The sequence below is a fragment of the Kutzneria sp. CA-103260 genome (assembly GCF_018263855.1).
Lineage (GTDB): Bacteria > Actinomycetota > Actinomycetes > Mycobacteriales > Pseudonocardiaceae > Kutzneria.
Genome location: NZ_CP073318.1, coordinates 135,387 through 148,856 on the forward strand (window position 1 = coordinate 135,387; position 13,470 = coordinate 148,856).

15 protein-coding genes are annotated in these 13,470 nt (G+C 71.0%); 9 read left to right on the forward strand and 6 right to left on the reverse strand.

The window, feature by feature from the left end:
- Window positions 1-11: 11 nt before the first annotated feature.
- On the reverse strand, window positions 12-887 hold the full coding sequence (locus JJ691_RS00635; protein WP_211766823.1) for an AraC family transcriptional regulator: 876 nt from the start codon (window positions 885-887) through the stop codon (window positions 12-14).
- Between the two features lie 116 nt (window positions 888-1,003).
- Here JJ691_RS00635 and JJ691_RS00640 point away from each other — a divergent pair, with 116 nt between their 5' ends.
- The 3 genes from JJ691_RS00640 to JJ691_RS00650 are packed head-to-tail and all read left to right on the forward strand — an operon-like array spanning window position 1,004 to window position 3,574.
- Complete coding sequence (locus JJ691_RS00640) at window positions 1,004-1,759, forward strand: MBL fold metallo-hydrolase (RefSeq protein WP_211766824.1); 756 nt, start codon at window positions 1,004-1,006, stop codon at window positions 1,757-1,759.
- Entirely contained in the window at window positions 1,756-2,799 is a 1,044-nt protein-coding gene (locus tag JJ691_RS00645) for a GlxA family transcriptional regulator (protein WP_211766825.1), read from the forward strand. Before JJ691_RS00640 ends, JJ691_RS00645 begins: the two co-directional genes overlap by 4 nt.
- Window positions 2,756-3,574 (forward strand): NAD(P)-dependent oxidoreductase, encoded by an 819-nt coding sequence (locus JJ691_RS00650; protein WP_211766826.1) that lies wholly within the window; start codon window positions 2,756-2,758, stop codon window positions 3,572-3,574. The genes JJ691_RS00645 and JJ691_RS00650 overlap by 44 nt, the downstream gene beginning before the upstream one ends.
- Here the strand turns inward: JJ691_RS00650 and JJ691_RS00655 are convergent.
- Entirely contained in the window at window positions 3,542-4,228 is a 687-nt protein-coding gene (locus JJ691_RS00655; RefSeq protein ID WP_211766827.1) for an SDR family oxidoreductase, read from the reverse strand. The genes JJ691_RS00650 and JJ691_RS00655 overlap by 33 nt on opposite strands.
- Before the next feature lie 75 nt (window positions 4,229-4,303).
- Between JJ691_RS00655 and JJ691_RS00660 the strand changes: the two genes are divergently transcribed.
- From JJ691_RS00660 to JJ691_RS00670, 3 genes are read left to right on the forward strand one after another with little or no spacing between them, the layout of a single operon-like run.
- Window positions 4,304-4,876, forward strand: a complete 573-nt coding sequence (locus JJ691_RS00660) for a TetR/AcrR family transcriptional regulator (protein ID WP_211766828.1) — start codon at window positions 4,304-4,306, stop codon at window positions 4,874-4,876.
- The gene (locus JJ691_RS00665) at window positions 4,876-5,418 is read left to right on the forward strand and encodes a phosphotransferase (RefSeq protein WP_211766829.1); all 543 of its coding nucleotides are present in this window, start codon (window positions 4,876-4,878) and stop codon (window positions 5,416-5,418) included. The genes JJ691_RS00660 and JJ691_RS00665 overlap by 1 nt, the downstream gene beginning before the upstream one ends.
- 31 nt (window positions 5,419-5,449) lie before the next feature.
- The gene (locus tag JJ691_RS00670; protein ID WP_211766830.1) at window positions 5,450-5,983 is read left to right on the forward strand and encodes a GNAT family N-acetyltransferase; all 534 of its coding nucleotides are present in this window, start codon (window positions 5,450-5,452) and stop codon (window positions 5,981-5,983) included.
- A gap of 68 nt (window positions 5,984-6,051) precedes the next feature.
- Here JJ691_RS00670 and JJ691_RS00675 read toward each other — a convergent pair whose 3' ends face one another.
- The 3 genes from JJ691_RS00675 to folE all read right to left on the reverse strand — a co-directional run bounded on the left by JJ691_RS00675 (window position 6,052) and on the right by folE (window position 8,027).
- Window positions 6,052-6,492 (reverse strand): HNH endonuclease, encoded by a 441-nt coding sequence (locus JJ691_RS00675; RefSeq protein ID WP_211766831.1) that lies wholly within the window; start codon window positions 6,490-6,492, stop codon window positions 6,052-6,054.
- 67 nt (window positions 6,493-6,559) lie between these two features.
- A complete protein-coding gene (locus JJ691_RS00680) occupies window positions 6,560-7,429 on the reverse strand; it encodes a LysR family transcriptional regulator (RefSeq protein ID WP_211766832.1) in 870 nt (289 codons plus the stop codon).
- Window positions 7,430-7,439: 10 nt separating this feature from the next.
- Entirely contained in the window at window positions 7,440-8,027 is a 588-nt protein-coding gene (gene folE / locus JJ691_RS00685; protein WP_211766833.1) for a GTP cyclohydrolase I FolE, read from the reverse strand.
- A 164-nt stretch (window positions 8,028-8,191) separates the two neighbouring features.
- Here folE and JJ691_RS00690 point away from each other — a divergent pair, with 164 nt between their 5' ends.
- Together JJ691_RS00690 and JJ691_RS00695 are read left to right on the forward strand one after the other, a co-directional pair.
- A complete protein-coding gene (locus tag JJ691_RS00690; protein ID WP_249228171.1) occupies window positions 8,192-8,812 on the forward strand; it encodes a helix-turn-helix transcriptional regulator in 621 nt (206 codons plus the stop codon).
- Between the two features lie 106 nt (window positions 8,813-8,918).
- Window positions 8,919-10,127 carry a glycosyltransferase gene (locus JJ691_RS00695; RefSeq protein ID WP_211766835.1) on the forward strand — a complete coding sequence of 403 codons (1,209 nt, stop codon included), beginning with the start codon at window positions 8,919-8,921 and terminating at the stop codon, window positions 10,125-10,127.
- A gap of 6 nt (window positions 10,128-10,133) precedes the next feature.
- Here the strand turns inward: JJ691_RS00695 and JJ691_RS00700 are convergent, their stop codons facing one another.
- Window positions 10,134-11,654, reverse strand: a complete 1,521-nt coding sequence (locus JJ691_RS00700) for an acyl-CoA synthetase (protein WP_211766836.1) — start codon at window positions 11,652-11,654, stop codon at window positions 10,134-10,136.
- Window positions 11,655-12,251: 597 nt separating this feature from the next.
- On the opposite strand from JJ691_RS00700, the gene JJ691_RS00705 reads away from it, so the two are divergent.
- Window positions 12,252-13,469, forward strand: coding sequence for an MFS transporter (locus tag JJ691_RS00705; protein ID WP_211766837.1), 1,218 nt, complete (start codon window positions 12,252-12,254; stop codon window positions 13,467-13,469).
- The last annotated feature ends 1 nt before the right edge of the window (window position 13,470 follow it).

Below are 13,470 nucleotides of genomic sequence, written 5' to 3' on the forward strand. Positions count from 1 at the left end.
GTATCGCCCGGTCAGAACGCCTTCGCCTGCACGGAATGCGCGCCCGGCTGCACGTTCTGGGCGTGCGCGCGGACCGCGCCCGGGGTGGTGCCCAGCCGGGACCGCATCACCCGGGTCAGGTGCTCCTGGTGGCTGAATCCGCACCGCACGGCGATGTCCGCGATCGGCAGCGTGCCGGTCCGCAGCAGCCGCTGCGCGTGGCGGAGACGCAGGCCGACCAGGTAGCGGTGCGGCGTGTCGCCGGTGCTGGCCTTGAACTGGCGCACGAACTGGCTCACGCTCAGCGCCGCCGCGTCGGCGAGATCGGCCAGCGGCAACGGTTCCGCGATCCGGTCCTCGATCAGCTCCCGCACGGCCGCGAGCTGCCGCTCGGTCAGGCCCACCGTCGGTGGCGGCTGCCGTCGGCGGGCGAGGTGGCTGGCCAGCAGGGTCGTCAGGTGGTCCACGTAGGTGCGGGCCGAGGGCTCCCAGTCGCGCAGCACGCCGTCCAGGGCGAGCATCAGCTGCTCCACCAGCGGATCGACCGCGCCGACTTCCTCGTTCAGCCGGACCTGCTCCGGGCCGAAGGCCGCGTCGGTCAGGTAGACGTGCACGGTGTTCAGGCCGCCGCCCAGCTCCACGGTCAGATCGTGCCCGGCCGGGTGCACGAAGAGGCCGCCGACCGGCACCGTGCACGGCCGGTCGCGGCCGCGGCGGACCTTGACCGGGCCGTCCAGGTGCAGGATCACCATGCTGGTCGCCGCCGCGTCGAAGCGCGCCCGGTAGGCACGCTCGGCCTGTGTGGAGACGAACACCTGGTCCAGGCCCAGGCCGGCGCTGGACCGCCGCGGCCGCACCCACGGCTGGCTGAGGATGCCGTTGGTGTCACGAAGGCCCAGTTCGCGCACGCCGGCCAGTGTACGCGCGGAGTAGTTGAACTCGCAATTACCATTGGCTGGAATCGATCGCTGGTCAGCTGGCCGGCCACTCACGGCGGACGAGCCGGGTCGCGCACGATCAGCTCATGAGAACAACGGTGCAATTCGTCGGCGGCCCGACGGCGCTGCTCGACCTGGGCGGCGTCCGGCTGCTCACCGACCCGACCTTCGACCCGCCCGGCGACCACCCGATCGGCAACCGCGTCCAGGTCAAGCTGATCGGGCCGGCGCTCGCCCCTGACGAGCTCGGCCGGGTGGACGCCGTCCTGCTGTCCCACGACCAGCATCCGGACAACCTCGACGACCTCGGCCGCGAGTACCTGAGCCGGGTGCCGCTCGTGCTCGGCACCGCGGGGACGGCCGAGCGCATCGGTGGGCCGGCGCGGGAACTGCCGCTGTGGCGGAGCGTTCAGGTCGGCGACGTCCAGATCACCGGCGTGCCGGCGCGGCACGGGCCGATGGGCAGCGAGTACCTGACCGGCGAGGTGCGCGGGTTCGTGATCTCGGGCCCGGACCGGCCGCGCGTCTATGTCAGCGGGGACAACGCGTCGCTGGGCATCGTCCAGGAGATCGCCGACAACGTCGGCCCGATCGACATCGCCGTGCTGTTCGGTGGCCACGGCCGCAGCACGCTGATGGACGCCTACCTGACGATCGGGGCCGACCAGATGGCCCGGGCGACGGAGATCCTCGACGCGAAGATCGTGGTGCCGATCCACATCGACGGCTGGGGGCACTTCACCGAGGACCGGTCCGCGGTGCCGGCGGCGTTCGCCAAGCGCGGCCTGTCCGACCGGCTGGTCATGCCCCCGCCCGGCGAAGTGGTGATACTGGCGGAATGAGCCGGGACAAGGCCACCGTCGCGGTGCTGATGTTCGACCGGGCCCCGATGTTCGAGACCTCGGTGCCGATCAGCGTGTTCGGCGCGGACCGGACCTCCAGCGGCGCACCGGCCTTCACCATCCGGCCGGTCGCCGCCGAACCCGGCCCGCTGACCACCACCGGCGGCATCCAGTTCGTGCCGCCGTTCGGGCTGGACGCGTTGGACGGAGCGGGAATCGTGGTCGCGCCGTCGTGGCGGAACACGGCCGAGCGGCCGCCGGAGCCGGCGCTGCGGGCCCTGCGCGCGGCCCACGAGGACGGCGCGCTGGTCGTCGGGCAGTGCATGGGGGCGTTCGTGCTCGCCGCCGCCGGGCTGCTGGACGGGCGTCGGGCCGCCACCCACTGGTTCCACGCCCCGGTGCTGGCCGCCACGTACCCGCGGATCACGGTGGACCCTGACGTCCTGTATGCCGACGACGGCGATGTGATCACCAGCGGCGGTTCCGCGGCTGGTATCGACGCGTGCCTGCACGTCGTGCGCCGGCTGTGGGGTGCCTCGGCGGCGACCGCCATCGCCCGCCGGATGATCGTCGCGCCGCAGCGCAGCGGCGGGCAGGCCCAGTACATCGACCACCCCATCCTGGCCATGCCCGACGGCGACCAGCTCGCCCGGGCCATGACGTACGCCCTGGAGCACCTGGAGGAGCCGCTGGAGGTCGACACCCTGGCCGCCCAGGCGCACCTCTCGCGGCGCACCTTCGACCGGCAGTTCCGGGCCGTCGTCGGCATCTCGCCGCTGCAATGGCTGCTGCACCAACGGATCCTGCACGCGCAGCGGATGCTGGAGCAGACCGACATGCCGGTGGACGCCATCGCCCGCAAGGTCGGCTTCACCGCGGGCGTGTCGCTGCGGCCGTCGTTCCGGCGGATCGTCGGCGTCAGCCCGCAGGACTACCGGAACACCTTCAAACCCAGGGCGGATGCTGATGACGGTCGCAGTGGTCGGGGTCGGGCGAATGGGCACCCCGTTGATCGCCCGGCTGGTCGCCGCCGGGTTTGACGTCGTCGCCACCGACATCCTCGACCGCCGGTCGGCGGTGGAAGCTGCCGGCGGTCGCTGGGTATCGGACGTCGCCGGCTGCGACGTCGTCCTCACCGCGCTGCCCGGCAATGCCGAGCTGGCCCGGTATTCCCCTGTGGACTGTCGCTTGTGGATAGACCTGACCAGCGGCTCTTTCGAGGTGGGGCAACGGCATGCCCGCCGTGGCGTGCTCGACGCCCCGATGGGCGGCGGCGTTTCGGCCATGCGCGAGGGCACCATCACCCTGTACGTCGGCGGCGATCCGGACGACTTGGCGGACGCCACCCCGCTGCTGCGGTCCTTCGCCTCCACCATCCACCACGTCGGCGATCACGGCTCCGGCTACCTGGCCAAGCTGCTGATCAATCTCCAGTGGTTCGGACATGCCGTGCTGGCCACGGAATCCCTGCTCCTGGCGCAACGCCACGGCGTCTCCCCGGACCGTATGCGATCTTTGTTGGCCGGCAGCGCCGGCGACAGCGCCTTCGCCTCGAAGCACCTTCCCGCGCTGCTCGCCGGCGACTACCTTCGCGACTTCGGGCTGGACCGTTGCCTGGAGGAACTGGAATCCGTGGAGCGTGCCGCTGCTGATGCCGGCACGCCCCATGCCGTGACCTCGCTTGTCGCCTCGTTGCACCGCTTGGCCTTGGAGCGATTCGGGGCTGTCGACGGAGAGCTGATGGCCCCGGCGTTCTTGGAGGAACAGGCGGGATTCCGGTTGTCAGGCGACAGTCATACCGCCGTCGACGGGTAGCACGCTGCCCGTCACGTAGGACGCCCCGATCAGGTAGGCGATGGCGTCCGCCACTTCCTCGGGCCGGCCCGGGCGCTTGATCGGCAGCTCGTCGGTGAACGCCGCGAACTGCTGCCGCCGCTGGTCGGCCGGGATGAACGACCACCAGTCGGTGTCGATCGCGCCCGGCGAGACCGCGTTCACCCGCACCGGCGCCAGTTCGGCGGCCAGCGGAGACACCACCCGTTCGATCGCGCCGTTGACCGCCGCCAGCGTGCTCAGCCCCGGCGCGGCCGCCCGGGCGCTGGCGGCGGACACCATCGTGACCGACTCCGTCACCGGGGCGATCTTGATCGCGTGCAGGTACGCGAAGAGCTTGCCCTCGAACGCCGCTCGGACGTCCTTGGTCGGCACCTCCCGGATCGGGCCCAGGCCGACCGCGCCCGGGCTGAAGTTCAGCACCAGGTGCTCGAACTCGCCGGTCCGCTCGAAGAACGCCGCGAGCTCCGGCTCCGACGTGGCGTCCACCTGCTCGGCCGCCGCCACCCGGTCCTTGACCGCGGCCAGCCGCTCGGGATCGCGGCCGGTGACCGTCACCTCGGCCCCGGAGGCGGTCAGCCGTTCCGCGACCGCCAGACCGATGCCATTGGTCCCGCCCAGCACGACAACGCGCATGGCGTGCACCCCCTCGTTTCGATACGTTCCGTCTCGATACTAAAGCGAGACGCTGCGTCTTGTAAACTGGGTGGCGTGACTGGGGACCGGAAACCGGGGCGGCCGCGCAGCGAGGCGACCAGGCGGGCGATCCTGTCCGCCGCGATCGACGAGCTGACCTCACGTGGCTATTCGCAGCTGTCCATCGAGGGCATCGCCGCCCGGGCCGGCGCCGGCAAACAGACGATCTACCGCTGGTGGCCGTCCAAGGCCGACGTGGTGCTCGACGCCTTGCTCGACGAGGCCGCCAGCAAGATCACCGTGCCCGACGAGGGATCGCTGCACGCCGATCTCGACGCCTTTCTCACCGCCACTTTCCGGCAGCGTGGGCAGCGTCCCGTGCTCGTCGGGCTGATGGCCGAGGCGTTGCTCGACCCCACCTTCGCCACCCAGTTCCGCGACCGCTTCCTGTTCGGCCGCCGCGATGCCCTGCGCACCGTGCTGACCCGAGCCTCCGCCCGTGGCGAGATCGCCGCCGACGTCGATCCGGAGATGTTGCTGGACATAGTCTTCGGTGTGCTCTGGTACCGCCTGCTGCTCGACCACGCGTCGCTCGACGACGACGCCGGCCGTCAGTTGGCGACGCTGGTCGTTCGGGCGGCCCGCTGATGGACCGTCCGCACGAAGTCGTCACCCACGGCCATTCCGGCGCTCGGGTCCTTCGCTACCTCGATGGCTCCGGCTACCTCAAGACCGCTTCCGCCGAGGACGAGGCCGCCGCCGACCTTGTCGATGCCGAACGCGATCGCCTGCTGTGGCTGCGTTCCCGTGGTGTCTCGGTGCCCGCTGTCCTCGACGCCGGCCGCGGCTGGCTGCACACCGCCGCCGCCCCCGGCCGTCCCGCCTCCGACCCGTGGTCACCGTCCGAACGGGACAGTGTCGCCACGATCATGGGTGAGACACTTCGCTTCCTGCACTCCCTCGACCCCGGCGACTGCCCCTTCGGCTCCGGACCCGTTGTCGGGCATGGCGATTACTGCCTGCCCAACGTGCTCATCGCCGCCGACTCCGTCCACCTCATCGACGTCGGCCGCGCCGGCCTGCTCGATCCCTCGGTGGACATCGAGGACTGCCTGCAGAGCATCCGCGGGCCGCTCAACCCCCAGTTCGACGAGTCCCACGCCCAACGCTTCCTCGCCGCCTACAGCTAATTCGCTTGCCCTTCGCTGCTAGCTTCGGCCCATGCTGACCGGGAAACTCGTCCGACTCCGGGCCTTCGAGCCCTCCGATGCCGAGGCCCTCTACCGGTGGAACGCCGATCCCGAGGTCGGCCGCTGGATGATCAACGACTATCCCGAGTCCCTGGCCCAGCTCACCAAGCGTCTCGGCGAGGACCGCCCTCGCAACACGTACGACAAGCTCATCCTCTGCGTCGAGACCCTCGCCGACCGCACCCCCATCGGCGCCATCGCCCTCACCGATGCTGACCCCGAGAACGGCCGCGCCGAGCTCGACGTCTACATCGGCGAGGCCTCCCACCGCAACGGCGGCTACGGCACCGACGCCATCCGCGTCCTCTGCCGCTACGGCTTCGACCAGATGCGCCTGCACGGCATCTCCCTCTGGGTCGTCCCCGACAACCACCCCGCTCGCCACGTGTACCAGAAACTCGGCTTCGTGGAGGAAGGCCGCGAACGCGAACGCTTCCGCCGTGACGGCAAGTGGCACGACCTCATCGTCATGAGCCTCCTCGAAGGCGAACTCGTCGAGGACTGATCACCACGGGCCTGCGCACGTGAGTGGCTTACTTGGCCCCAGGGACCAAGTAAGCCACTCACGTGGGGTCAGGCCTGGAGTTCGAACCAGGATGGGGCGTGCGGGGTGACGAGCAGGCGAAGGCCGGCCTCGTCGAGCAGGCGGCTGCCCTTGGCGGCGTTGCAGCGGGCGCAGCAGGCCACGGTGTTGAGCCAGCTGGTGCGGGCGCCGCCGCGAGAGAGGGGCAGGACGTGGTCGACGGTGTCGGCGGGCCGGCCGCAGTAGGCGCAGCGGTGGTGATCCCGTTGCAGCACACCGCGACGGGACCAGCGGGGCGGGCGGCTGTAGCGCCACTTCATGACGACGTAGCGAACGAGCCGGACGACCCGCGGCAGCGGGTAGTGCCCGAACTTGGCGCCGGTGTCGGCCTCGTGGATCTCGGCGACCCGGCGGACGAGCATGCGGACGGCATGGGGGACCGACACGGTGTGCAGCGGTTCCATGCTCGCGTTGAGCACCAGTACGCCCACGGCGGACCACCTCCCTTCGAGGCGCAATCGTCGCCGTGGCAAGGGGAGGAGTCAACGCCATTACGGATCAGTCCAAAGAGGACAGTGCGCCGAAGACGGCCCGGATCCGGGGCAGGTGTTCCCGCCCGCGCCGGGTGCCGATGTGCACGGAGTTGACGACGGGCTGCGCGGGCCGGTGCAGCACGGCCAGTCGGCCGGCGGCGAGGTGCTCCTCGACCAGATAGTGCGGGGCGACGGTCAGGCCGGCGCCGGCGAGCACGGCGGCGACGACGGAACGGAAGTCGTTGACGATGAGCGCGGGCGCGGGCGGCCGAATGGCCCAGCACTCCCGGAAATACCGCCGAGCCATGGGCATCTCCTCGGAGTAGCCGACGAAACGCCGCTCCTGCCCCGGTTCGTACGGCTCGTCGCCGGCCGGCCCGACCAGCAGGAACCGCTCCTCCAACAGCGGCACGAGATACATCCGCCGGGTGGGCACGCCCTCGATCTTGGTCAGCAGCGCCACGTCGATCTCGTCCCGCAGCACGGCCTGCACGAGATCGGGCGACAGCCCGACCCGGCACCGCACGGTGAGCCCTTCGGCCAGCAGCGGCGACATCCGGGTGACCACGAACCGTTCGAGCAGGTCGACGGGCGCGCCGACAAAAACGGGGCCGGCGCCGGACAGGGTGGCGGAGCGCAGACCGTCCAGGGCGCCCTCGAGGGCGTCGATGTGCTCGGCGACCTCGGCGGCCAGGCTGTGCCCGGCCTCGGTGGGCGTGATGCCCCGCCCGGCCCGTCGGAACAGCGGCCGCCCGACCGATTCCTCGATGGCCTTGAGATGATGCGACACGGCGGGCTGGGACAGCCGTAGCGCCTCGGCCGCCCGGGCGACCCCGCCGGTCCGGTACACGCTCAGGAACGACCGCAGGGCAACCAGTTCGGGACGGTTCGACACCCGAACCAGCTTATTTCACCCCGGCCAGCGCGAAGAACTCCTGCCGCGACCGCGCGTCGGAACGCAGCGTGCCGAGCATGGTGGAGGTGACGGTGCTGGAGCCGGAGGCCCGCACGCCGCGCAGGGTCATGCAGGTGTGCTCCGCCTCGATGACCACGCCGACGCCCTTGGGCTGCAGCTGGGCCGACAGCCAGTCGGCGACCTGCTTGGTCAGCCGTTCCTGCACCTGCGGCCGGCTGGCGAAGTGCTCGACGACACGGGCCAGTTTGGACAGTCCGAGGATGCGCGCGTCGGGCAGGTAGCCGACGTGCGCGACGCCGACGAACGGCAGCAGGTGGTGCTCGCACACCGACCGCACCGGGATGCTGCGGGCCAGCACCAGTTCGTCGTAGCCTTCGTCGTTGGGGAACGTGGTCAGGTCGAACGGGCGCGGCGAGAACAGCTCGGCGTAGGCCCGGACCATCCGGCCGGGCGTGGCGCGCAGGCTCTCGTTGTCGGTGTCGACACCGAGGGCGCGCAGCAGGTCGCCGGCGGCGCGTTCGGCGGCGTCGAGGTCGACGCCGGCAGTGTGCTCGGGCACGACCCGTAACGCGTGCATGCCGCCTCCTTCGCTCCAGTTTCGCCAATAGATGTTGGTCTTATCAACGTCGCAGGTCAAGAAGTGTGGTTGCGGACACGCTCGTAGGCGATATTCTGGTTAGGGTGAGCACCGATCGGGCGATCAGCGCCGTGGCCGCCCTCGACGACGACCTGCGTCGCGGCATGTTCGACTTCATCCGCGCCGCCCGCCACCCGGTGACCAGGGACGAGGCAGCCTCGGCGGTCGGCATCTCCCGCAAGCTGGCCGCGTTCCACCTGGACAAGCTGGTCGACGCCGGCCTGCTACGGGCCCATTACGAGGGCGCGGGCCGGGTCGGCCGGGCGCCCAAGGTGTACGAGCCCTCGGACGTGGACGTGCGGGTCAGCATCCCGGCCCGGCAGTACGACCTGCTGGCCGACATCCTGATCGACGCGGTGCTGAGCGACGACCCGCGCGGCGCGGCCGAGCCGATCGCCGCCGAGCGCGGCCGCGAGATCGGGGTGGCCGAGCGCGAGGGGGAGCGGCCGGGGCGGCTGGGCACCGAGCGGGCGCTGACGATGACCTGTCGGCTGCTGGCCCGGCACGGCTTCGAGCCGCTGCGGGACACACCGACCACGGTGCGGTTGCGTGACTGCCCGTTCCATCCGCTCGCGGGCAAGGCTCGCGACCTGGTGTGCGGCATCAACCGGGCGTTCCTGGCGGGGATGATCGACGGCCTCGAGGCCCGGACGGTGGAGGCGGTGCTCGCGCCGGGCGGCGCCGGGGCCTGCTGCGTCGAGCTGCGGCCGCGGCAGGAGGACTGAATTTCCCTCCCATTGGAATGTATATCCGATGGGGGACTTGCCGCAAGGCCCCGGGGTGCCCGCACAATCACCTCCCGTAAGTCCACGAACCACGGGGGTATTTCGCATGCGCGTGCTGCTGTCGACCATCGGGTCGCGCGGTGACGTCCAACCGGTCGCGGCCCTGGCTTTGCGGCTGCGGGAAATAGGGCACGAGGCGCGGCTGTGTGCGCCGCCGGATTTCCGGGAATGGATCGAAGGGCTGGGCATCGACTTCGTGCCGCTCGGTCCCGAAGTTCGGCCCGCGACCAAGCCGGACTCCGAGGTCCGGCGGCTCGGGGCCACCCCGGAGGGGCGGAAACAGCTGATGGAAGGCACGGTGGCCACCCAGTTCGAGACGCTGCTGCCGGCCGCCGACGGCTGCGACGTCGTGCTGGGCTGGTCGGCACTCCAGTTGGCCGCGCCGTCCGTGGCGGAGAAACTCGGTATTCGCCACGTCTACGCCGTATTCTGCCCCAATCAACTCCCTTCCGGGCAGCATGCGCCGGCGCCGGTGCCCGCCTGGGAACAGCCGACGGGCGTCGACAATCGCACCTTGTGGGAGCTGGAATCGCAGCGCTGGAACGAGCAGTGGCGGCCGGCGGTCAATTCCAACCGGGAAAAGATCGGGTTGCCTCCGGTCGAGGACGTGCTCAGCCACATGAACTCGCCGCGGCCGTGGCTGGCGGCGGACCCGGCGATCGGGCCGTGGCCGGAGCCGAGTGACCTCGATGTGGTGCAGACGGGCGCGTGGCTGATGAAGGACACCCGTCCGCTGCCCGACGAGCTGGCCCGGTTCCTGGACGCCGGCGAGCCGCCGGTGTTCTTCGGGTTCGGCAGCACCGGCACCGCCGGGCTGGAGGTCGCCCAGACGATGCTGGAGTCGGCGCGGGCGCTCGGCCGGCGGGCGGTGATCTCCAGCGGCTGGTCGGACCTGGAGCTGGCGGCCGGCGCCGAGGACGCGATTGTCATCGGCGAAGCCAACTTCCAGGGCTTGTTCCCACGGGTGGCGGCGGCCGTGCACCACGGCGGATCCGGCACCACCACGGTGACCTCGATCTCGGGCACGCCGCACGTGATCGTGCCGCACCGCTACGACCAGTTCTACTGGGCTCAGCGGGTCGAAGAGCTCGGCATCGGCGCTGAGCACCGGGGCACCGAGCCGACCGTGGCGTCGCTGACCGCGGCGCTCGACCGCGTGCTGCGGCCCGAGGTGGCGGCGAACGCGAAGGCGGTCGCCGCCACGATGGCGTCCGACGGCGTGGAGATCGCCGCCGACCTGCTCGTCAACGGCTAGGAAACCTCAGGAAACACTGCGGTCCCGGCCGGCCCAGTGCCGGGACCGCAGCTCCCGCTTGAGGACCTTGCCCGCCCCCGACAGCGGCAGCACCTCGATGAACTCGATGCTGCGCGGGGCCTTGTAGCCGGCGATGTGCTCCTTGACGTGATCGCGTAGCTCGTCGACGGTCGGCCGTACACCGTCGACTGCCACCACCACGGCGTGCACGCGCTCGCCCCACTCCCCGTCCGGCACGCCGATCACCGCGCACGCGGCCACCGCCGGGTGCTTGGCCAGGGCGTTCTCCACCTCGGCCGAGTACACGTTCTCGCCGCCGGACACGATCATGTCCCGCAGCCGGTCGACCAGGAAGACGAAGCCGTCCTCGTCCATGTAGCCGGCGTCGCCGGTGTGCAGCCAGCCGCCGCGCAGGGCCTGGGACGTCTCCTCGGGCCGGTTCCAGTAGCCGAGCATCACGTTGTCGCCGCGGGCCACGACCTCGCCTATGTCGCCGCGCGGCACCTCGACATCGTGTTCGTTCACGATGAGAACTTCGACGTGCGGCGCGGCGCGGCCGGCGGATCGGCGCAGGCGGGGCACCTGGTGCGCGTCGGGGCCGAGCAGGGTGGCTATCGGCGCCAGCTCGGTCATGCCGTAGGCCTGCGTGAACTCGGTGTCGGGCAAGCGTTTCGTCGAGCGGTCGAGGAGGGCGTCCGAGATCGGCGACGCGCCGTAGGCCAGCCGGCGCAGGCTGGACAGGTCGTGCTCGGCCGTCGCCGGCGAGTCGACCAGCAACTGGAGCATCGTCGGGACCACCAGCGTGTCCGTCACCCGATGCCGCTCGATCGCGTCGGCCATACCCACCGGAGTGAACGGCGACAGCAGCACGTGCGTGCCGCCGACGACGTTGTGCAGCAGCCAGCCGCTGAGGGCGGCGAGGTGGAACATCGGCGCCACGTGCAGGTATCGACCGCCGGGCACCGTGTTGGTGGCGGCCACCGCGCCCAGCGCCGACACCATCATGTTGTTGTGGCTGAGCATCACGCCCTTGGGCTGCGCCGTGGTGCCGCCGGTGTAGAAGATGCCGGCCAGCGAGTCACCGCCGCGCCGGGCGTCCGGCGCCGGCTCGTGGTCGGCGATCAGCCGGTCGACGGCCGCCGCACCCTCGATGACGTTTTCCAGACAAGGGGCCAATTCCCGCAGTTGCGGCGCCATCGGCGCGAACGTGTCGTCCACGTACAGCACGCGGGTGTCCGAGTCCCGGAGCGAGAACGCGATCTCGTTCGCCGACCACCTCGTGTTGATCGGCATCAGCACCGCGTCCGCCCACGGCACCGCCAGCAGAAACTCGTGATATATGTCCGAATTCAGCGCCAGTAGGCCGATCCGGTCACCTTGCCGGACCCCCAGGTCGGTCAGCGCCGCCGCCAGCCGGGCCACCCGATCCACGCTCTCGGCCCAGGTCCGCACCCGGTCGCCGAAGATCGTCGCCGTCAGGTCCGGGGTCTGCTGCACGGCGTGGTGCACGCTCTGGGTCAGCTGCACGGGTCGGCCTCCATCCGTATCGACCTCCATTGGTAGCCGATGCGGCGGACCCGGGGCGACAGCCGAGACCCGAGGGGCGGTTTCTCGGTCCCTATCGGCCACGAAGTGGTTGTCAGGGCAGAGTTTTCCGGATGATCGGGTCTGGGGGCCGGTCAGGGCAAGGGGAGGGCCGCACGGCTGGATCCGCTCGCCGCAACGGATCTGCGGCAGCGGCACCTCGACGTCGGATTCGGTCCACTGTGGAGGGATATCGGCCGGGGCCGCCATCGGATCCAGTCGGCCGCATCCCGTGTGACCTGCCCGCCTTGCCGTCTGGCGCTGGTCGACGCTATACAACGTATCACATACTGTATACAATCGAACGGCGGGAATGTGGTGAAGACCTCAGTAAGAAGGCGGGACGGGTGGTTGACGACCCAGGTCGATGGCTGACTGACCGCGGCCGGCCACCGGGCAGGTCGGTGGGACTGGGCGACCGGCAAGGAAGCGGCTGCCGAGGCCGGGGGACGCGTGAACGGACAGGGAATCGGACCAGATCGATCGGTCGGCGGGGTGGGGCCGGGCGGTGTGATCGACGACTGCGGGCAGGTGAGACCGATGGCAACCGAGGTGACCGACTTCTACGGCCGGCGGTACCGGGTCGGCGAGAGCGACCGGGAGCTGCTGGGCCATTCCAGGAACTGGGTGCTGGCGGCGGCGTGCGTGGCGATGATGGTCACCGGCGCGGGCCAGTACGGGTTCGGGCTGATCGTGGGCGGCGGGCAGTACTGGCTGCTGGCGATCTGGGTGGCGACGCAAGCGGTTGCGGTGTTTCCGCTGGCGTTGCTGCGGGAGCGGCTGACCGTGCGGCCGCCGGTGGCGATGGTGGCGGGCGCGGTGCTGACGGCGGTGGGGGATCTGTTCGCGGGACCCTGGTCGGCGGTGCTGGGCGGACTGGGCGCGGCGATCGTCTACGGCACGTGCCTCGCGGTGGTGGCGAAGTGGTTCCCGGAGCGGCGAACGCAGCTGGGCCTGGTGAGCGGGTCGTTCGCGGCGGGGGCGGTGCTGTTTGCGACCCCGTTGCCGATCATCGCGGTGGTGGTGATTACGGTGTGCGGCTTCTTCCTCAAGGAGCCGCCGAAGCAGTGGTGGCCGCAGAGCCCGGACCCGAGGACATGGGCGCTGGACAAGAACGTGAACCTCAGCCTGCGGCACAGCCGCCCGGCGATCCGCCGGTACACGCCGGGGGAGCTGCTGCACTGCCCGACGTATGCGCTGATGTACGTGCTGGTGGCCTGCGCGGCGGCGGCCTGGCTGTTCGACGTGGCGTTCATGGCGGCCTTCGTGACCACCAGCGGCTGGGGGTACGCCTTCGCGGTGGTGGCGGTCTGCCTGCTGACGCTGTCCAGCGGCGTGGCCCGGTGGGCGACGGGCTGGGCCGGGGAGCGCTTCGGTGTGGGCCGGGTGGTCCGCGGGGCGCTGGGCCTGGGCGCTCTCGGCCAGTTGCTGCTGATTGTGGCCGGCCAGCAGCAGACCCCGGTGCTGCTGGCGTTGGCGGCGCTGCTGGTCGGCGCGGGCGCCGGCTGCTGCTACGCCCTGCTGCCGGCCCTGGTCGAGGTGCACTTCGGCGATCAGGCGGGACTGCTGAACTTCGGCCTGGTCTACAGCGCGAAGGCGGTCGGCGGGATCGTCGGCGTCGGCGTGGCGGCGTCCATCGTCGGCCTGTACGGCTACGCGGCCGGGTTCCTGCTTGCGGCCGGCCTCGGCGTGGTGGCGGCGGTGGCCAGCGGCTTGCTGCGCCAACCGGGCGTGCCCCGGCTGCTGGTGCCGGCCTGAC